The 18,838-nt window shown below is 56.2% G+C and carries 18 protein-coding genes; 8 read left to right on the forward strand and 10 right to left on the reverse strand.

Going from position 1 to position 18,838, the window contains the following annotated elements:
• The first annotated feature begins 53 nt into the window (after positions 1-53).
• From CAG02_RS13625 to CAG02_RS13645, 5 genes are all read left to right on the forward strand, one after another.
• The gene (locus CAG02_RS13625) at positions 54-1,841 is read left to right on the forward strand and encodes a thiamine pyrophosphate-requiring protein (RefSeq protein WP_085709526.1); all 1,788 of its coding nucleotides are present in this window, start codon (positions 54-56) and stop codon (positions 1,839-1,841) included.
• Between the two features lie 20 nt (positions 1,842-1,861).
• The gene (locus CAG02_RS13630) at positions 1,862-2,293 is read left to right on the forward strand and encodes a DNA methylase (RefSeq protein WP_085709527.1); all 432 of its coding nucleotides are present in this window, start codon (positions 1,862-1,864) and stop codon (positions 2,291-2,293) included.
• Positions 2,290-3,015 (forward strand): DUF72 domain-containing protein, encoded by a 726-nt coding sequence (locus CAG02_RS13635; protein ID WP_139831873.1) that lies wholly within the window; start codon positions 2,290-2,292, stop codon positions 3,013-3,015. The genes CAG02_RS13630 and CAG02_RS13635 overlap by 4 nt, the downstream gene beginning before the upstream one ends.
• Positions 3,016-3,155: 140 nt before the next feature.
• Complete coding sequence (locus CAG02_RS13640) at positions 3,156-4,295, forward strand: glutathione-independent formaldehyde dehydrogenase (RefSeq protein WP_085709528.1); 1,140 nt, start codon at positions 3,156-3,158, stop codon at positions 4,293-4,295.
• A gap of 316 nt (positions 4,296-4,611) precedes the next feature.
• Complete coding sequence (locus CAG02_RS13645; RefSeq protein WP_085709529.1) at positions 4,612-5,088, forward strand: hypothetical protein; 477 nt, start codon at positions 4,612-4,614, stop codon at positions 5,086-5,088.
• A gap of 195 nt (positions 5,089-5,283) precedes the next feature.
• On the opposite strand, the gene CAG02_RS29570 is transcribed toward CAG02_RS13645, so the two are convergent.
• Entirely contained in the window at positions 5,284-7,611 is a 2,328-nt protein-coding gene (locus tag CAG02_RS29570; protein ID WP_139831874.1) for an NACHT domain-containing NTPase, read from the reverse strand.
• 519 nt (positions 7,612-8,130) lie between these two features.
• Between CAG02_RS29570 and CAG02_RS13650 the strand changes: the two genes are divergently transcribed.
• The gene (locus CAG02_RS13650; protein ID WP_139831875.1) at positions 8,131-8,703 is read left to right on the forward strand and encodes a response regulator transcription factor; all 573 of its coding nucleotides are present in this window, start codon (positions 8,131-8,133) and stop codon (positions 8,701-8,703) included.
• A gap of 87 nt (positions 8,704-8,790) precedes the next feature.
• Here CAG02_RS13650 and CAG02_RS29825 read toward each other — a convergent pair whose 3' ends face one another.
• The 8 genes from CAG02_RS29825 to metG form a co-directional block, all read right to left on the reverse strand.
• Positions 8,791-8,964, reverse strand: a complete 174-nt coding sequence (locus CAG02_RS29825; protein WP_167443787.1) for a PA3496 family putative envelope integrity protein — start codon at positions 8,962-8,964, stop codon at positions 8,791-8,793.
• Between the two features lie 107 nt (positions 8,965-9,071).
• Positions 9,072-9,710 (reverse strand): endonuclease III, encoded by a 639-nt coding sequence (gene nth, locus CAG02_RS13655; protein WP_085709532.1) that lies wholly within the window; start codon positions 9,708-9,710, stop codon positions 9,072-9,074.
• Positions 9,707-10,288: an Rnf-Nqr domain containing protein gene (locus tag CAG02_RS13660; RefSeq protein WP_085709533.1), complete on the reverse strand. Its 582-nt coding sequence runs from the start codon at positions 10,286-10,288 to the stop codon at positions 9,707-9,709. The genes nth and CAG02_RS13660 overlap by 4 nt, the downstream gene beginning before the upstream one ends.
• Positions 10,285-10,890, reverse strand: a complete 606-nt coding sequence (locus CAG02_RS13665; protein ID WP_085709534.1) for an RnfABCDGE type electron transport complex subunit G — start codon at positions 10,888-10,890, stop codon at positions 10,285-10,287. Before CAG02_RS13665 ends, CAG02_RS13660 begins: the two co-directional genes overlap by 4 nt.
• Positions 10,887-11,870: an RnfABCDGE type electron transport complex subunit D gene (locus CAG02_RS13670; RefSeq protein WP_085709535.1), complete on the reverse strand. Its 984-nt coding sequence runs from the start codon at positions 11,868-11,870 to the stop codon at positions 10,887-10,889. Before CAG02_RS13670 ends, CAG02_RS13665 begins: the two co-directional genes overlap by 4 nt.
• The gene (gene rsxB / locus CAG02_RS13675) at positions 11,857-13,065 is read right to left on the reverse strand and encodes an electron transport complex subunit RsxB (RefSeq protein ID WP_085709536.1); all 1,209 of its coding nucleotides are present in this window, start codon (positions 13,063-13,065) and stop codon (positions 11,857-11,859) included. The genes CAG02_RS13670 and rsxB overlap by 14 nt, the downstream gene beginning before the upstream one ends.
• Complete coding sequence (locus CAG02_RS13680) at positions 13,062-13,631, reverse strand: Rnf-Nqr domain containing protein (RefSeq protein WP_085709537.1); 570 nt, start codon at positions 13,629-13,631, stop codon at positions 13,062-13,064. The genes rsxB and CAG02_RS13680 overlap by 4 nt, the downstream gene beginning before the upstream one ends.
• Before the next feature lie 131 nt (positions 13,632-13,762).
• On the reverse strand, positions 13,763-15,814 hold the full coding sequence (gene metG / locus CAG02_RS13685; RefSeq protein ID WP_085709538.1) for a methionine--tRNA ligase: 2,052 nt from the start codon (positions 15,812-15,814) through the stop codon (positions 13,763-13,765).
• Positions 15,815-15,969: 155 nt separating this feature from the next.
• On the opposite strand from metG, the gene apbC reads away from it, so the two are divergent.
• Positions 15,970-17,064 carry an iron-sulfur cluster carrier protein ApbC gene (apbC, locus tag CAG02_RS13690; RefSeq protein WP_085709539.1) on the forward strand — a complete coding sequence of 365 codons (1,095 nt, stop codon included), beginning with the start codon at positions 15,970-15,972 and terminating at the stop codon, positions 17,062-17,064.
• A 68-nt stretch (positions 17,065-17,132) separates the two neighbouring features.
• Here apbC and CAG02_RS13695 read toward each other — a convergent pair whose 3' ends face one another.
• The gene (locus tag CAG02_RS13695; protein WP_085709540.1) at positions 17,133-17,891 is read right to left on the reverse strand and encodes an SDR family oxidoreductase; all 759 of its coding nucleotides are present in this window, start codon (positions 17,889-17,891) and stop codon (positions 17,133-17,135) included.
• 162 nt (positions 17,892-18,053) lie between these two features.
• On the opposite strand from CAG02_RS13695, the gene CAG02_RS13700 reads away from it, so the two are divergent.
• On the forward strand, positions 18,054-18,785 hold the full coding sequence (locus CAG02_RS13700) for a HugZ family protein (RefSeq protein WP_085709541.1): 732 nt from the start codon (positions 18,054-18,056) through the stop codon (positions 18,783-18,785).
• Positions 18,786-18,838: the final 53 nt, after the last annotated feature.

An 18,838-nucleotide genomic window follows, 5' to 3' on the forward strand; every position in this document is an offset into this window, starting at 1 on the left:
TGTCCGGCGGACTGTCCAGTCCTTTACATGCACTGGATGAAGGCTGGAACGACATGACGATGACCGTAGGAGATTTTCTGGTCGAGAGGCTGAGCGAGTGGGGCGTTACGCGGATCTTTGGTTATCCGGGCGACGGCATCAACGGTGTTTTCGGTGCACTGAGCCGGGCGCAGGGCAAGATCGAATTCGTTCAGGCGCGGCACGAAGAGATGGCTGCGTTCATGGCCTCGGCGCATGCCAAGTTCACCGGTGAGCTGGGGGTGTGCATCGCCACGTCAGGCCCCGGTGCCTCGCACCTGATCACGGGGCTCTACGATGCACGCATGGATCACATGCCCGTGTTGGCGATTGTGGGCCAGCAGGCCCGTGCGGCACTCGGTGGGCACTATCAGCAAGAGCTGGACCTGCTGTCGATGTTCAAGGATGTGGCCGGTGCCTTCGTGCAACAGGCGTCAGCCCCGGCACAGGTTCGCCACTTGATCGACAGAGCGGTACGCACGGCCGTGGGTGAGCGGCGCGTGACGGCGATTATCCTGCCTAACGATTTGCAGGACATCGAATATGAACCTCCGGGACGAGCCCATGGCACCGTGCATTCGGGGGTGGGTTACACCAAACCGAAGGTCGTGCCTTATGACGCGGATCTGCAACGTGCTGCCGAGGTTTTAAACGCGGGTGAAAAGGTGGCGATTCTGGTGGGCGCCGGTGCGTTGCAGGCGACCGGCCAGGTCATCTCCGTGGCGGAAAAACTCGGTGCCGGTGTCGCCAAGGCGCTCTTGGGCAAAGCGGCACTGCCGGACGAATTGCCTTGGGTCACCGGCAGTATCGGTCTGCTGGGCACCGAACCCAGCTACAAACTGATGACCGAATGCGACACCTTGCTGATGATTGGCTCGGGTTTTCCGTATTCTGAGTTTCTGCCAAAGGAAGGTCAGGCTCGTGGGGTGCAGGTCGACTTGCAACCCGACATGCTAAGCCTGCGCTACCCCATGGAAGTCAATCTGGTGGGGGACGCCGCCGAAACCCTCGCCGCGCTGTTGCCGTTGCTCGAGCACAAAACCTCACGCAAATGGCGCAAAAAGGTCGAAGGCTGGCGCAGCTCCTGGGAGAAAACCCTGGAAAAGCGCGCCATGGCCAAGGCCGATCCCGTCAATCCGCAACGGGTGGTGTTCGAACTGTCGCCACGCCTGCCGGAGCTTTCGATCATCACCAGCGATTCCGGCTCTTGCGCCAACTGGTTCGCCCGCGATCTGAAGGTGCGTCGCGGCATGAAGTGTTCCTTGTCCGGCGGCCTGGCCTCGATGGGTGCCGCTGTACCTTATGCGATCGCGGCCAAATTCGCTTTCCCGGAGCGTCCGGTGATCGCGCTGGTGGGGGATGGAGCGATGCAGATGAACAACATGGCGGAGCTGATCACCGTGGCCAAGTATTGGCGGCAATGGGCAAGCCCAAAATGGATCTGCGCCGTCTTCAACAATGAAGACCTCAATCAGGTGACGTGGGAACAACGGGTCATGGAGGGGGATCCGAAGTTCGAAGCGTCGCAAAGCATTCCCGATGTTCCTTATCACCTGTTCGCCATTTCCATTGGTTTGAAAGGCATCTTCGTCGATCGCGAAGAGGACGTAGCCGCTGCGTGGGAGCAGGCACTGGCTTCGGATGTTCCCGTGCTGATCGAGTTCAAGACCGACCCCAACGTTCCACCGCTTCCACCGCACATCAAGCTTGAGCAGGCGAAGAAGTTCGCCACCACGTTGCTCAAGGGGGATCCGGACGAAGCCGGGATTGTCGTGCAAACCGCCAAACAGGTGCTGGGGGCTGTGCTTCCACGCAAAAAGTGAGTTCAGTCAGGAGCAGCCTCATGCCCAAATTGATCAGTGCACAGGATCTACAGATTGATCTTTCGACAGCCAACGAGCAGGGGCTGTTCAAGTGGCTGATCGCCAGTTTCCTTATGGGAAAACGTATCCAGGCCGGGATCGCGGCGGAGGCTTACCGCGTCATCGTTGAGCGACATGGTTGCGATACGCCACGCAAACTTGCTCATCGTTCGCACCGAGAACTGGTACGAATGCTCGGCGAAGCTCACTACGTGAGATACGACGAATCAATGGCATCGCGCCTGTTGGAACTTGCCGGAAAACTCAACGATGAGTACGCAGGCAAGGTATTGAACATGCTTAAGGCGAAGCCCGATCGTCAAGAGTTCGAAAAACGCCTGTCTGCCTTTGATGGAGTCGGACCAAAGACCGTCGAGATCTTCATGCGCGAAGCGGGCAGGGTACTGTTTTGAGTCATTCGCGCATTTACATCGGTTGCGCGGGATGGAGCATAGGGCGTGATTTCGCTGCGCAGTTTCCTGCCCAAGGCACGCACCTGCAACGCTACGCCCTCAAGTTGATAGGCGTTGAACTCAACAGCTCTTTTTACCGCCCACATCGTAGAACGACGTACGAGCGCTGGGCGCAGTCCGTACCTCGGGATTTTCGTTTCAGTGTGAAAATACCGAAACGCATCACCCATGATTTACGCTTGGCCGGATGTGAAGCCGAATTTGAGATTTTCATGGAGCAGTGCTCCGGATTGGGCGAACGTCTAGGGTGTCTGCTGGTTCAACTTCCCCCGTCGCTGGTCTATGAGAAAACTGTCACAGAGCAATTTTTCAGCATGCTGAGGGAGAGGTACACCGAGCCCGTCGTATTGGAGCCACGCCACGAGTCGTGGGTGAACGCCGAGCAGTTGTTAGCCGGATATCAGATCGCACAAGCGGCGGTCGATCCCTCGCGAATCAGCACCGACAGAACACCCCAAGGAGCATCCGTCGTAAAGTATTGGCGCCTGCACGGCTCTCCAAGGATTTACCACAGTCCCTACGGTCCGGATTACCTGGAAACGCTTGCAACTCAACTGCAGGCGGTTCAAGCCGAAAACCTCTGGTGCATCTTTGATAACACCGCAAGCGGTGCGGCACTGGCAAATGCGTTGGCGTTGTCAGGTCTGCTTGACGGCAAATAGTTCAGACTTTCCGGCAAAAAACTCTGCATATCACCACTCGTCACTTCAGCCTTTCAAATGTTTGAACGTCCCTTTGCCTGTCTCTGACAGATAAGACTGAGCAGACGAAATTTCACTTCGTTTGCCAACGGGAGAACAACATGAAAGCCATTGTCTATAACGGCCCGCGTGACGTCAGTGTGCAAAACGTTGCCGACGCGAAAATTGAAAAACCGACCGATGTCCTGGTTCGGATCACGACGACCAATATCTGCGGTTCAGATCTGCACATGTACGAAGGGCGGACCTCAATGGAAACCGGTCGGGTTTTCGGACACGAGAATCTGGGTGAAGTCATTGAGGTGGGGGCGGCCGTGGAACGGGTGAAGGTAGGGGATCGAGTCTGCCTTCCCTTCAATATCGGTTGCGGTTTCTGTGAGAACTGCGAGAGGGGCCTGACCGGTTTCTGTCTAACGGCCAACCCCGGTAGCGCAGGTGCTGCCTATGGTTTTGCCGATATGGGGCCATATCAAGGAGGGCAGGCAGAGCTGCTTCGTGTGCCTTATGCGGATTTCAACTGCCTGGTTCTCCCCGAAGATGCCCAGGAGCGGGAAGACGATTACGTGATGCTGTCCGACATTTTTCCCACCGGCTGGCACGCCACTGAGCTGGCTGGCCTGCTGCCGGGTGAAAGTATCGCCATTTATGGTGCCGGCCCGGTCGGTTTGATGGCCGCTCACTCAGCGATGATCAAAGGGGCGTCGCAAGTCTTTGTCGTCGACAATCACCCTGACCGGTTGAAACTCGCCGCCCAGATCGGCGCGACGCCAATCAATTCGGTGGAGAAAGAGGCTGTGGATCAGATTATGAATCTGACCCATGGCAAAGGCACGGATCGTGGCTGCGAATGCGTTGGCTATCAGTGTTGCGACCGACATGGCCATGAAGCCAATCACCTGACCATGAACAATCTGGTTGCTTCCACCAAGGCCACGGGCGGAATCGGTGTGGTCGGGGTATTCGTACCGCAAGATCCGGGGGCCGAAAACGAACTGGCCAAGCAAGGCAAGATGGCTTTTGACTTCGGCGCGTTCTGGTTCAAGGGCCAGCAGATCAAAACCGGCCAGGCCAATGTCAAAGCCTATAACCGTCGATTGGCCGAACTCATTCATCACGGCCGCGCCAACCCCGCCCAAATTATCTCTCATCGTCTAAAACTTGCCGAAGGTCCTGGGGCCTACAAGCATTTTGATGACCGTGACAGCGGCTGGACAAAAGTCGTACTCAAACCAAGCGCCTGAGCTTCTTAGTAGAGTGGAGACATCGTTCACGTCTCCACTGCCATAGCCCGGATCATGGAATTGAACCGTTATCTACACCAAATCACTCTCTGGATACGCTCAAATCTCGGCCATGGCGATATCCTGCGTTGATGCATATGCGATCGGCAGCTATCGGCCAAAAGCTGCCCTTCATGACCGCGACTTCTACATACAGTGGGAGCGTTATTGCGACCATCGGTTTTAATCTTGAGATGCAAATGACACTCGTACGACCGCCCCTCAAAGGCTACTGTAGGTCATAGGTAGTATGCGAAAATTAAAGGGTTGAATAATCATGAAGGTTAAAACCTTATCAGTCGGTCAGTTGAGAATTGGCGGTCTCGGTGATACAGATAACGCGTATGACTACGTTCGTGAGCTGATGCCCCTAATCGGTGAGGTTGTACTATGGTTTAATACACTTGAGACGGACATCGACGACATCCTATGTGGTTTTATCTCAGATAGAACGGACCAAAAAGGCCTATTAGTTGTTGGCACCATGATGTATGCAACAACACTAGACTTATTTGAACGTTTTGCATCTGACTTTTTTCGTGAAACGGGCGGTCAACCGGACTGTTTTTTACAGCTTATTCCAGTCTTGCGCGAGTGCGGCAGCCTACGCAATAAGGTCGTTCATGCAAACTGGATGTATACGAATGACGAGGGCTACACCCAAATAAAAATCAAGTTCAGCAAGCGGGGGCTTGAACATCAGCTAGTGCAATTAACTAAGGAGTCACTTGAACTTATAATTGGAAAAAATTGAAGCTGCTAGAGACCAGCTGGACTACCTAAGTATGGAGTATTTCCAGTAGTAAGGCGTGTTGGTTTTTAGCCCTATCAGTGCTAGCGCTGAATTTGGTTAAAAGTTAAATTTAATATGAATCGATCTTTTTTGGCTAAATTCAGAGCCCGTTTACGATGGGCTACAAGAGTAGCTTTTTTAAAATAATCTGGCCGCCTATAGTTTTTTTACATCCTCCACTAACAAATCATTATTAAATGCCGGAGCGCTTAAAATCACCTCAACTCGACTCGCTTGCTTTCTTACTGGATGAACAACTTTGTTGAATATTGTTACAAACTTGTGTGCCTCTAAAATACCAAGAACCGGCTGAATATACTGCGCAACTTCAGTATTGGTTATCCCTCTGCTCAGTGCACTGATTTTTCGACCCGCACCAGCTTGCTTGTATAATTTCCTAAGTATGGAAAGCAGCGCTTTTAGTTGGGGGGATATTGATAGCTTCATAACTGCATTATTTGTTGATACGTCGTCAAACTCACCAATCTCGCACGCAGAAAAATTTTCGGCTGGCAAAGCACTCTTGTTAGATACGCCAGATACTTTTGTGATCAGGCAATTATAGAACTTTATCTTCGGCTCGTTGATGCTTGCGGGAAGGACAATCTCCTTTATTGTTGAGTTTCGTATTTCCAAATCGGAAATCTCAATATCTTCTAAATTAATTCTCCCCAGTGATGCGGAGTCGATTGTGAGGCCTCTAAAATCTATCGAAGATTGTTCTTGTATTGAGGCCATATGAATTGCAATCATCGAGCAATCTGCGATAACTTGAGAGGCTCCCTTGTCATTATTTCTGCTGCGCGATATACGATCGCTTACTGTTATTAATGTCTCAGGAAGAGTTTTTTGACGTTGTAAAATATAGGAAGCCATTGAGATCGCTTTTTCAGAGATTTCGGAAATTGGATTGGATCTCGTAGAGGAGTCCTCACTAAGTATCATTCTTGCGAAGGCGGATCCTTGGAGGGCCGCTAGCATGTCTTCATCCACGAAAGATCTTGAACCTGGGTCGCTATCTCTTTGAGTCAACCCTGGAAGACGTTGAAGATGCGCGAGTACTCCTTCGCCTGCCGCTTGCCCCGTTTCTAAGTTATATGCCTCAGACAAATCGCTGCCGGTTATCGGGCCTGTACCTGATGATTTGGAGCGAACAATATTAGCGAGTCGCTCCATAACATTTCTGAGAGTAACGGGATCTATAGCGGACTTTTCCAATGACGCTTCGCGTTGACAGATACGATCAAGAAATGTGTCCCATGCATAACCAAAACCTTGGGAGGAATCAATTGAAATTATTTCTTGGATTAAGTCCTTTCCCGCTAGATATGCAAGTATCAATGGCTTTCGAGGTAGCCAGTCCGGGAGTTGATGGGAAATTCCATTTCTTTTCAGGAACTCATCAACGCCGGCCTCGGTAAATTCATCTAGTTGAACAATAATATGATTTTTTTGACCTATTCCTAAGGTGTATGTCAGCTCCTGGAAGGTATCAAAATAGTGATCTCGACCACATATAAAGAGCCCAGTCCCCATAGGAGTCTTGCTAGTGAAGTCTCTTACTCCCTGAAGAGCCTTCTTCCTCGCATCCTTCATAAAGTTTTTGTCGTCGGTTCGGATTACCGTTTGCGATGCAACTTCATCAAACCCGTCTAGCAAGAGATCGGTCATTCCTGCTCGCCAAGCGATCACCAAGTCTTCTCTCGGTGTGTAACCTATCGAACGAGCATGCCGCTCAAGCATTTCATCGCAATAGTCTTGCCCCCAGTGTTCTCTAAGATTCAAAGTGATCGGCGCTTTTATTGATGGGTCTTTTCTGTGTCTTGCGCCAAGTTCTTTGAATATTTCTCTTGTGGTAAGACTTTTACCTGAGCCAAAAGGTGCGACTAGTATTACAGTATTTCCATCAAGAATCTGGGAAGCTATCCCTTGAATATCTATGGGCGGAGTCTTTGAAATTTGCTTTTTCAACTGATTTATATTTGTATGCACTATTCTCATGGGAAGTGGTACATAAGTATCATCTCCAATGGTGATAGAGTCAGTGTGAGGATCGCGTGCAGAGCCAAATGCTGCCACGGATCTTTTGCTTAGGTACATGCGACCATCAAAAAATCTTCGTTGAAACTGCTCGAAGGTCAGTGACTGTACATTGTTCCTTCTAGCGTAATCTATATGTTCTGCATCTAATTGACGTTGAGTTATAAGCCATTTCGAAATGGTTGGATTGGTCTTTTTTTCTATTACTTCAGCCGCGGCCAACTTTTTTACATCACCCTTGATCTTGTCAAATTTCGTACTAGTGGTTACCATTAATAGATGCGTGCAATCTCTTAACCTTGCTAGGCCATCCAATTCCTTTACGACTGGATTGTCACTGTAGTGGCTTGGTTGGCACTCACCAGGCTCTAAGCTCCAAATAACTTCAGCGATTCGTCTTACTTCTGCTTCAAATTCCATATTGTCTTTGTAGTTACTTGCCATATTTTTATCCTTTGTGGCGAAGCAGATGCATGCAAAAGTGGACTTCGTAAGGCGATTGCTGCGCTAGTAGAGATGCTTTAAAACGATTCGTTTTCAGACAATGTAGACAGTGAAAGCGGAAAGTGCGAACGCTAGTGGCAATATCGCACCAATAAATATCTAATTAATATAAGAAAAATCGCTAATATAACCATTGCAATGGACTCATACTTCCAGTGCAGCTTCACCTCATTCTCAGCCATGATCTATTTCTTCCCGTCTCGGGCATCATGCTTGGTGCTGTGGACCGGTTTTGGCCTGATTCTATCTCTGCTTACTGGCAGCTATGGTCGAAAACAGCCTTTCGTGACTGGCAGCTAATGACCGATCTTTGCCTGTCGCAAGGGGCAGCTAAGCGGGTATCCATTTTCGAACCAGATGGCATTGGCGTTCACGCAGTGGAATTCTACAAAGGATGTTTTGAACTTTGCTAACGTTTGATAGGCCCCAGATCATCCTGTCATTCGTCTTGCGGTGCGTATGCTGATGGAGCGTCATGGCTACGAAGTCATTGCAGAGACGGATAACGGAGTGGATGCCTTACAACTGGCTCGCGACCAGATGCCCGATATTGTCATTCTGGATATCGGTATACCGAAACTTGATGGTCTGGAAGTGATTGCGCGGCTTACGACCAGCGCGATGCCCCTGAAAGTGCTGGTGCTGACATCTCAGGCCCCGGGGCATTTCTCCATGCGTTGCATGCAGTCGGGGGCAGCAGGATATGTCTGCAAACAACAGGATCTGACCGAACTGCTCAGTGCTATCAAGGCTGTGCTGTCCGGATACAGTTATTTTCCGAATCAGGCGTTGCACACCGTACGCACAAGCCTGGGAAATGCCAGTGAAGCCGATATGGTGGATCGTCTTTCCGGGCGCGAGATGATGGTGTTGCAGCAGCTGGCACGCGGCAAGACCAACAAGGAAATCGCCGATGGCATGTTTCTCAGCAACAAGACCGTCAGCACCTACAAGACACGGTTGCTGTTGAAGCTCAACGCGCGGTCGCTGGTGGATCTGATCGAACTGGCCCAGCGCAATGGCCTGGTTTGACCGCTTCAGTCGCTGACGGATCATGGGCAGATCGGCATCAGCTTGCAGCAGAAATGAAAAAGCCTCCGTTGCGGAGGCTTTTAAATGTCAGAGATCAAAGTCGTAATCGGCCAATTGCTTTTGCAGTCGGCGTTCCTCAAGCATGTTATCGATGGTCCGGCGTTTGCTCAGGTTCGTTTTGGCGACCTCAACCACCGGTTCGTCGTCCGCATCTGCGACGAAATCGTCTTCTACGTCCACTTGCTCTTTGCTGGTGCTCATAAGGTTAACTCCAGGCTAAGACTGCCTTTGGCGCTCCTTATATCGATAATCCAGCAGATCGTAAAAAAGATTTTTTCAATCGCAATATCAATAATTCCAATAGACGCTCAATCGTCCGAAGTTTTGGCCTTGTATTCGCACAAGTCTTCGATCCGACAGCTGCCGCACCGTGGCTTGCGGGCCAGGCACACGTAGCGCCCGTGAAGAATGAGCCAGTGGTGTGAGTCGAGCAGGTATTGCTTTGGCACAAACTTCATCAGTTTGTTTTCCACTTCGACCACATTCTTGCCAGGGGCAATGCCGGTGCGGTTGCTGACCCGGAAAATGTGGGTGTCCACCGCCATCGTCAACTGTCGGAACGCGGTATTGAGCACGACGTTGGCGGTCTTGCGACCTACGCCGGGCAATGCCTCCAGCTCTTCGCGCGTCTGCGGGACTTCACCATTGTGCAGCTCGACCAGCATGCGACAGGTTTCGATCACGTTTTTGGCCTTGCTGTTATAGAGGCCGATAGTCTTGATGTACTCGGACAACCCTTCGACGCCCAAGGCATGAATGGCGGCCGGAGTGTTGGCCACCGGGTAAAGCTTTGCCGTCGCCTTGTTTACGCCGACATCAGTTGATTGCGCGGACAGAATCACCGCAATTAACAGTTCGAAAGGCGAGGAATAGGCCAGTTCGGTCTTGGGTTCGGGATTGTCCTCGTGAAATCTGCGGAAGATCTCCAGACGTTTTGCGGCATTCATGGGTGATGCGTTTCCTCGGGAGGGGCGGCGGAGCGAGTCCAGGCCTGACGGGCGGCGAGCAACAGCCCCAGCAATATGAAGGCGCCGGGAGCCAGCGTCGCGAAATGCAGGCCGTCGCCGAACAGAATCAAACCTTGCCAGTGATCCGACAGGTGATGGCCGATGCTGCCCTGACCGAGCAGCTCGCGCAACACCGCCAGCACGGTCATCAGTGCGATGAACAAGCCGCACAGTTTCAGACGTCCTCGGGCTGGCAGTCGATAGAATCCGTTATGTTCGAATATGACGCACTGTAAACCGATCAGGCCGGCGTAAAGGCTGACCAGTTGATGCCACTGCACAGCGCTGCGTTGCAGCAGAATATCGGCGCACCCCGTCAACGTCGCGGCCAGCACCAGGCTGACCGGTAACAGGCTCTCGCTGCTCAGTCGTGCCCGAAGCGGCGCCATGCACACGCCGTACAGGCTCACCACTACAGCGAACATCAACACAATCGCCAGCGCACCAGCCACGGAGTCGGTGGCGCCAATCAACAGCGCCAGCATCATTGAGTTCGACAGCGTCGCTGACGTGTTCATGGCGCGCTCCCGAGCAGGGTCGTACGGTGATCATCGAAATAACGCAGGGCATCGTGGATGGCGTTGATGGATGCGCGGGACGTGATGGTTGCACCAGCGATCTGGTCGAATTGTCCCTGATCCTTTTTCAGGGCCCATCCGGCATCGGTCGGTTGGCTGCCGGATTTACCGATAAACGCCTGCAACCAGCTATTTGGCCAGTCGCCAATATGTCCGCCCAGCGCCGGCGTTTCAGTTTGCTCCAGGGTTTTCACGCCGAGCAACCGGCCATTGGCATCGATGGCAATCAGCAATTCGATGGGACCCGCATAGCCCTCGGTCCGGGTGCGCAGCAGCACCGCCACCGGTTGGCCGGCCTTGGTCGCCCGATAACCACCCAGCAACTCGCTGTGGCTCAGATTGACGTCGGCCAGCGCCAGAGGTTGTTCCAGAGGCTGATTGTCGTAGGCATCGACTGAAAGCACGTCCAGCAGTTTGCGACTTTCGAGCTGACGCTGTTCGGCGGCGATGTGCGGTGCGTTGCTGCGTTGCACAACATAGGTCACACTGACACCTATCGTTGTCAGCAAGGCCAGGGTGATCAGGCTGTTTGTGCGGTTCATGGCTTCACCTGCGCCTGACGAGCGGCTGCAAAGCGTTCCAGTGTCGGCACGCAAAGGTTCATCAGCAACACCGCAAATGCCACGCCATCCGGGTAACCGCCCCAGGTACGAATCAGATAGGTCAGCAGGCCGGCGCCCACGCCGAACAACAGGCGTGCGAGCGGGCTTTTTGCACCGGAAACCGGCTCGGTGACGATGAAGAACGCGCCAAGCATGGTGGCGCCGCTCAGCAGATGAAACAGCGATGAGCCATGGGAGTCGGACCCTGAGCCATTCCAGCACAGCAGGCTGATGACAAACAGGCTGGCGAGCATGCCGACCGGCGCCTGCCAGCCGATCACCCGCCGCTGCAGCAGGAACAGCCCGCCGGCGAGAAACGCCAGATTCACCCACTCCATACCATGACCGCCAAAACGGCCGAATGCCGGATTGCCGGCAAACAGTTCATCCATGGTCAGGCTTTTGTTGATGCGCAGACTGTCCAGCGCAGTGGCCTGAACCCAGGCGTCCGGCTGCGTGCCCAGATTGAACACTTGGCCAAAAGCCGCCGTCAGATCCATGCCATGGGCCGGCCAATGGGTCATCGGTTGCGGGAACATCACCATCACCAAGGCAAAGCCGAGCATGGCCGGATTGAAAGGATTTCGGCCCACGCCACCGTACAAGTGTTTGCCCAACAGCAGGCCTGAGCCTATCGCCGTGACCGTCAGCCACCACGGGCAGTAAGGCGGCAGGGCGATGGCCAGCAGCGTGGCGCTGACCACCGCGCTGCCATCGGTCAAGGTGGCTTGCAGCGGCTGTCGGCGCAGAGAGGTCACGGCGGCTTCGACGCTCAAGGCTGTGGCAACGGACAGGATCAGGTTGATCAACACGCCCCAGCCGTAAAACCAGAACAACACCAACAACCCCGGCAATGTCGCCAGCAGAACCAGCTTCATTGCCTGTTGCAGGCGTTCGTCCCTGGTTTCAATGGATGACATGGGCTTCCACCTGCCGCTCCGCCTCTTGCAGGCGGGTGCGGGCCTTGTCGAGGACCTCGGCTGGCGTGCCGTCACGTCGTTGCAATTTGTTCAGGTCGGCGCGCGCGTAGGCCAGTTCGGTTTTCAGCTGACGAAGTTGATTGTCGATCGGACGTTTCTCCACACGCACCAGATCGGGAGCCGGTTGCTCGCTGGCCGCTTCTGCGTCGTGCAACGCTTGTTCGGCGTCACGCAGGGCTCGTTCGAGCGCAGCAATCTGCTCCGGCGGAGCTTCAGCGGTCTGCGCCTTTTTCAGCTCGGCACGGCGCATCGCCAGCTGGATTTTCGCGCGCTTCAGGTCGGCATCCTTTGCCGGTGCCGCTGGGGCAGGAACAGCCTGGCTTTCCAGTTTGGACAGGGCCTGTTCGGCGGCTTCGAATTGCTGCTGTAAAACGATCAGTTGCGACTGCTGTTCGAAGGTCGGCGGATGGCCGAAGGCTTTCAGCGATTTGTGCAGCTGAGCGCGGCTCATCGCCACGTCGATCTTGGCCTTTTTCAGCGCGGCGTCGGCGGTCGCGGCTTTCTGCACGCGCACCCGTTCCAGCGCTGCCTGCACCGGATCGAGCGTGGCGGACGCAACTTCAACCTGTGCTGCACGTTGTGCGCGAGCTTCGCGTTCGGCCTGCTTCTGCTGTTCTTCTCTTTGCAGCCGGGCGTTACGCCGTTCGAAGCGTTGCCGGGCGTGATCGCGCTTGGCGGTACGCGCCTGTTGTTCTTCGAGGCTGTTGGCCAGGCCGCCGACCACTGGCAGCGTTCCGATCGGCAGCGGGTGCATCTCGATGCAATCCACCGGGCACGGCGCTACGCACAGGTCGCAACCGGTGCACTCGTCGATGATCACCGTGTGCATCAGTTTCGCCGCGCCGACGATGGCATCGATCGGGCAGGCCTGAATGCACTTGGTGCAGCCGATGCACTCGGCTTCACGGATGAACGCCACTTGCGGCGGCGCCGAGCCACGGCTGATGTCCAGTTCCAGCACCGGAATTTTCAGCAGTTCGGCCAGTGCCGCGATGGTTTCGTCGCCACCCGGCGGGCACTTGTTGATCGGCTCGCCGGCGACGATGCCTGCAGCGTAGGGTTTGCATCCGGGATGGCCGCACTTGCCGCATTGGGTCTGCGGCAGCAGGGCATCGATGCGTTGAATCAGACTCATGTTTTGATCAGTCCACTGAATCCGAGAAAAGCCACCGCCATCAGTCCGGCGCCGATCAACTGGATCGGCAGGCCACGAAAGGGCAGGGGAATATCGTTGTCGGCCGTGCGCTCACGCAAATCGCTGAACACGCTCAGCACCAGCCAGAAACCCAGGCCGGCGCCGAGGCTCAGCGCCGTTGCATGAAGCAGGCCCTTATCCGCTTGCGCGTTGATCAGCGTCAGCCCCAAAACACCGGCATTGCCCAGCAGCAGCGGCCGCAAACCGTCGAACGGCATATCGGGTCGCCAACGCGCCAGCCACTTCAGCAGCGGCGCGATCAGCAGCACGCTCAGCGGCAGGAATACGAACAGGCGCAGGAACTCCACTTGCAACGGCACCAGCAGCCAATGCCAGATCGCGTAACTCGCCACGCCGACAATCAGCAACAGACACAACGTCGCCAGCCCCAGCGCATGCACCTGACGGCGCTCGCCAGCCAGCAGCGGATCGACGCCCAGCGGCCAGTGCAACACGAAGTTGTTGATCAGCGCAGCACTGAAGAGCGTAAGCACGAGTTCGGTCATGGTTCTGCCGGTGAGAGCGGGCGGGTGTCACTTAAGATTAGGCATTATCCGGCTGCCATGACGGGCGGGCCACATATGAAAAATCCCACAGGCGTACGGGGTACGCCTGTGGGATCGGTCAGTGCAGAACCTTACTTGATGCGCTGACCCGGCTTGGCGCCGCTGTCCGGGCTCAGCAGGTAGATTTCTTCACCGCCAGGGCCGGCTGCCATCACCATGCCTTCGGAGATACCGAACTTCATTTTCCGTGGCTTGAGGTTGGCGATCATCATGGTCAGACGACCGTCGAGTTTCGACGGATCCGGGTAAGCGCTCTTGATCCCGGAGAACACGTTGCGTTGCTCATCACCGATGTCCAGGGTCAGGCGCAGCAGCTTGTCCGCGCCTTCGACGTGTTCGGCCTTGACGATCAGTGCCACGCGCAGGTCGACGGCGGCGAAGGTGTCGAAGTCGATTTCCGGCGACAGCGGATCCTTGGCCAGTTCGCCATTGCCGGCAGGCGCGGCGGCGCCGGTGTCGGTCTGGCTGGCGGTCAGGTCTTCTTTCGAGGCGTCGGTCATGGCTTGCACTTTTACCGGGTCGATGCGGGTCATCAACGGTTTGAATTCGTTCAACTGGTGATTGGCCAGCAGGGTGGTGTGGTCGTTCCAGGTCAGCGGGGCGACGTTGAGGAACGCCTCGGCATCGGCGGCCAGCACTGGCAGCACCGGCTTGAGGAAGATCACCAGCTGGCGGAACAGGTTGATCGCCGTGGCGCAGACCGCCTGGACTTCATCCTGCTTGCCTTCCTGCTTGTTCAGCGACCATGGCGCCTTGTCGGCGATCCAGGCATTGGCGCGGTCGGCCAGGGCCATGGTTTCGCGCATGGCACGGGCGAAATCGCGGGCTTCATAGGCATCGGCGATGCTCGGCGCGGCAGCCAGGAAGGCTTCGGTCAGTTCCGGCGCGGCGTTGTTGTCCACCAGCAGGCCGGCGTTGCCCTTCTGGATGAAACCGGCGCAACGGCTGGCGATGTTGACGACTTTGCCGACCAGGTCGGAGTTGACCTTCTGCACGAAGTCTTCGAGGTTCAGGTCGAGGTCGTCCACGCCACGGCCCAGTTTGGCCGCGTAGTAGTAGCGCAGGTATTCCGGCGACAGGTGATCCAGGTAGGTCCGGGCCTTGATGAAGGTGCCGCGGGACTTGGACATCTTCTGACCGTTGACGGTCAGGTAGCCGTGCACGTTGATCCCGGTCGGCTTGCGGAAACCCGCGCCTTCGAGCATCGCCGGCCAGAACAGGGCGTGGAAGTTGACGATGTCCTTGCCGATGAAGTGGTACAGCTCGGCGGTGGAGTCCTTGCCCCAGAACGCGTCGAAGTCCAGCTCCGGCGTGCGGTTGCACAGGTTCTTGAAGCTGGCCATGTAGCCGATCGGCGCATCCAGCCACACGTAGAAGTACTTGCCCGGCTCGCCCGGGATCTCGAAACCGAAGTACGGCGCATCGCGGGAGATGTCCCACTGTTGCAGGCCGGCGTCCAGCCATTCGGCGATCTTGTTGGCGACGGCGTCCTGCAGGGTGCCGCTGCGGGTCCAGGCCTGCAGCATTTCCTGGAAATCAGGCAGCTTGAAGAAGAAGTGCTGGGAATCCTTGAGCACCGGAGTGGCGCCGGAGATCGCCGACTTCGGATCCTTCAGGTCGGTCGGCGCGTAGGTCGCACCGCATTTTTCGCAGTTGTCGCCGTACTGGTCTTCGGTGCCGCATTTCGGGCAGGTGCCCTTGATGAAGCGGTCGGCCAGGAACATTTTCTTTTCCGGGTCGAAATACTGAGTGATCGAACGTTGGGCGATGTGCCCGGCGTCACGCAGCTTCAGGTAGATCTGGCTCGACAGCTCACGGTTTTCTTCGGCGTGAGTGGAGTGGAAGTTGTCGAAGTCCACCAGGAACTCGGCAAAGTCGGCGCTGTGTTCGGCCTGGACATTGGCGATCAGTTGTTCCGGGGTGATGCCTTCCTTTTCCGCGCGCAGCATGATCGCCGAACCGTGGGCGTCGTCGGCGCAGACATAAATGCACTGATTGCCGCGATGCTTCTGGAAGCGCACCCACATATCGGTCTGGATGTACTCCAGCATATGGCCAAGGTGGATCGAACCGTTGGCATAGGGCAGGGCGCTGGTGACGAGAATCTTGCGTGGTTCGGACATGTGGGGCTTCGCTACTTGATGAAACGGAGGTCGGCCACTATAAAGCGCCGGGAAAGATATTTCACCCCTGCAAATGGTTGCCGGACATGCCGTCCGGACGACAGAAGGGGTAGGATACCCGCCATCTTTTCCCAGTCTTGTTATCGGAGTTGCCCATGAGCGCCGTCACTCGCGCAGCGGTGGAAGCCGTCCTCAGCCAATACACCGACCCTTACCTGAACATGGACCCGGTCAGCGCCGGTTGCGTGCGCAACATCGAAATCGCCGGCGACCGCGTCAATGTGCAGCTGGAAATCGGCTATGCCGCTGGTCTGTTCAAGAGCGGCTGGGCGCAAATGCTGCAACTGGCCATCGAGAACCTCGACGGCGTTGTGTCGGCAAAGGTCGAGGTCAACAGCGTGATCGCCGCGCACAAGGCCCAGGCGCAGGTTCCTGGCCTGGCCAACGTCAAGAACGTGGTCGCCGTGGCGTCCGGCAAGGGCGGCGTGGGCAAATCCACCACCGCCGCCAACCTGGCGCTGGCACTGGCCCGTGAAGGCGCGAAGGTCGGGATCCTCGACGCCGATATCTACGGCCCGAGCCAGGGCATCATGTTCGGCATTCCCGAGCGCACCCGTCCGCAGATCAAGGACCAGAAGTGGTTCGTGCCGCTGCAGGCCCATGGCGTGGAAGTGATGTCGATGGCGTTCCTGACCGACGACAATACGCCGATGGTCTGGCGCGGGCCGATGGTCTCCGGCGCGCTGCTGCAACTGGTCACGCAAACTGCCTGGGGCGACCTGGATTATCTGGTCATCGACATGCCGCCAGGCACCGGCGACATCCAGCTGACCCTGGCGCAGAAAGTCCCGGTGGCCGGCGCCGTGATCGTCACCACCCCGCAGGATCTGGCGCTGCTCGATGCGCGCAAAGGCGTGGAGATGTTCCGCAAGGTCAATATTCCGGTGCTGGGCGTAGTGGAAAACATGGCCGTGCACATCTGCTCGAATTGCGGGCATGCCGAGCATCTGTTCGGTGAGGGCGGTGGCGAGAAGCTGGCGACCCAGTTCGGCGTCGAACTGCTGGCGTCGCTGCCGCTGTCGATGCTGATCCGCGAACAGGCCGATGGCGGCAAGCCGACGGTGATTTCCGAGCCGGACAGTCAGATCGCCATGGTCTATCAGGAACTGGCCCGCCACGTCGGCGCGCGGATCGTGTTGCAGGAAGCGGCGTCGCCGGCGATGCCGAACATCACCATCAGCGACGATTGATGCCTGTGGTTTAAACAAAAACGCCCCGGTGCCAGTGCACCGGGGCGTTTTTCATTGTGCGACAGAGGTCAGATGCGCAACCCGCCGTCCATCTCCAGAATCCGGCCGGTGTAGTAGTCGTTTTCGAAGATGTACGCCGCCGAATGGGCGATCTCTTCAGGTTTGCCCATGCGCTTGAGCGGAATGCCCGAGGTCATTTTCTCCAGCGCTTCCGGCTTCATGCCCAGGGTCATCTCGGTTTCGATGAAGCCCGGTGCGATGCCCGCCACGCGAATGCCGTAGCGCGCCAGTTCCTTGGCCCAGGTCACTGTCGCTGCCGCCACACCGGCCTTGGCGGCGGAGTAGTTGGTCTGGCCGACGTTGCCCGCGCGGGAGATCGACGAAATGTTGATGATCGCGCCGCTGTTCTTCAGCTCGACCATTTTCGCCGCCACTTCACGGGTGCAGAGGAACACGCCGGTCAGGTTGACGTCGATCACCGCCTGCCACTGGGCCAGGCTCATCTTGGTCATTTCGCCATCCTTGACCTTGAGCAGCAGGCCGTCGCGCAGGATCCCGGCGTTGTTGATCAGGCCGTGGATCGCGCCGAAATCTTCGGCCACCTGAGCGACCATGTGCGTCACCTGCTCTTCATTGGCGACGTTGCACAGATAACTGCGGGCCTCGACACCCTTGGCCTTGCAGGCCGCGACGGCGTCATCGAGTTTTTCCTGGTTCAGGTCGACCAGTGCCAGCTTCGCGCCCAGGCCTGCGAAATACTCGGCCATCGAGCGGCCCAAGCCTTGGCAACCGCCAGTGATAATGATTACTTTGTCGTTGAGTTGCATTCGCATGTCCCCGAGAGCAGGTCAGAGTGGTGTCCTTTAGAGAGCCTCTCGATCTGCGCCCGACATGGCCCGGCTGCACATGAGAACTGCCCCGATGGCAACCGGGACTTATCCAGGTTGCTCGTCCGTTTTTTCGACGGATTCTATTTAAGGAGTCATAAATTGAGCGTTGAAGCGGCTAAGAATGCCCGAGAATTGCTTCTCAAGGAATACCGTGGCGTGCTGTCGACCCACTCTAAATCGATGCCCGGTTTTCCGTTTGGCTCCGTGGTTCCCTACTGCCTGGACGAGCAGGGCCGGCCGCTGATCCTGATCAGCCGCATCGCCCAGCACACCCACAACCTGCAGAAAGACCCGAAATGTTCGCTGCTGGTGGGTGAGCGTGAAGCCGACGATGTGCAAGCCGTTGGTCGCCTGACCTATCTGGCCGAAGCGGAAAAACTCGAAGACGCTGCCGCCATCGAAGCCGCCGCCGAGCGTTACTACCGCTATTTCCCCGATTCGCAGAATTACCACAAGGCCCACGATTTCGATTTCTGGGTGCTCAAGCCTGTGCGTCATCGCTACATCGGCGGTTTCGGCGCGATTCACTGGGTCGATCACCTGACCCTGGCCAACCCGTTCGCCGGCAAGGCCGAAATCAGCATGGTCGAGCACATGAACAGCGACCACGCCAAGGCCATCGCACACTACGTCGACCTCGCCGGGCTGCCGAAAACCGTACCGGCACAAATGGCCGGGATCGATACCGAAGGCATGCACCTGCGCATCGGTCAGGCGCTGTACTGGCTGCCGTTTCAAGCGCCTTGTCATACGCCGATACAAGTGCGCGAAGCCTTGGTTTCTCTGGCTCACGCCGAGGTCTGGCCAAAAAATGCGGTGGCCGACGCTTGAATTCACGAAAGGGCGACGTCATCTAAGGCTTACTGCAAGGCATTTCTTGCGTT

The sequence above is a fragment of the Pseudomonas sp. R43(2017) genome (assembly GCF_002112345.1).
Taxonomy (GTDB): domain Bacteria; phylum Pseudomonadota; class Gammaproteobacteria; order Pseudomonadales; family Pseudomonadaceae; genus Aquipseudomonas; species Aquipseudomonas kribbensis.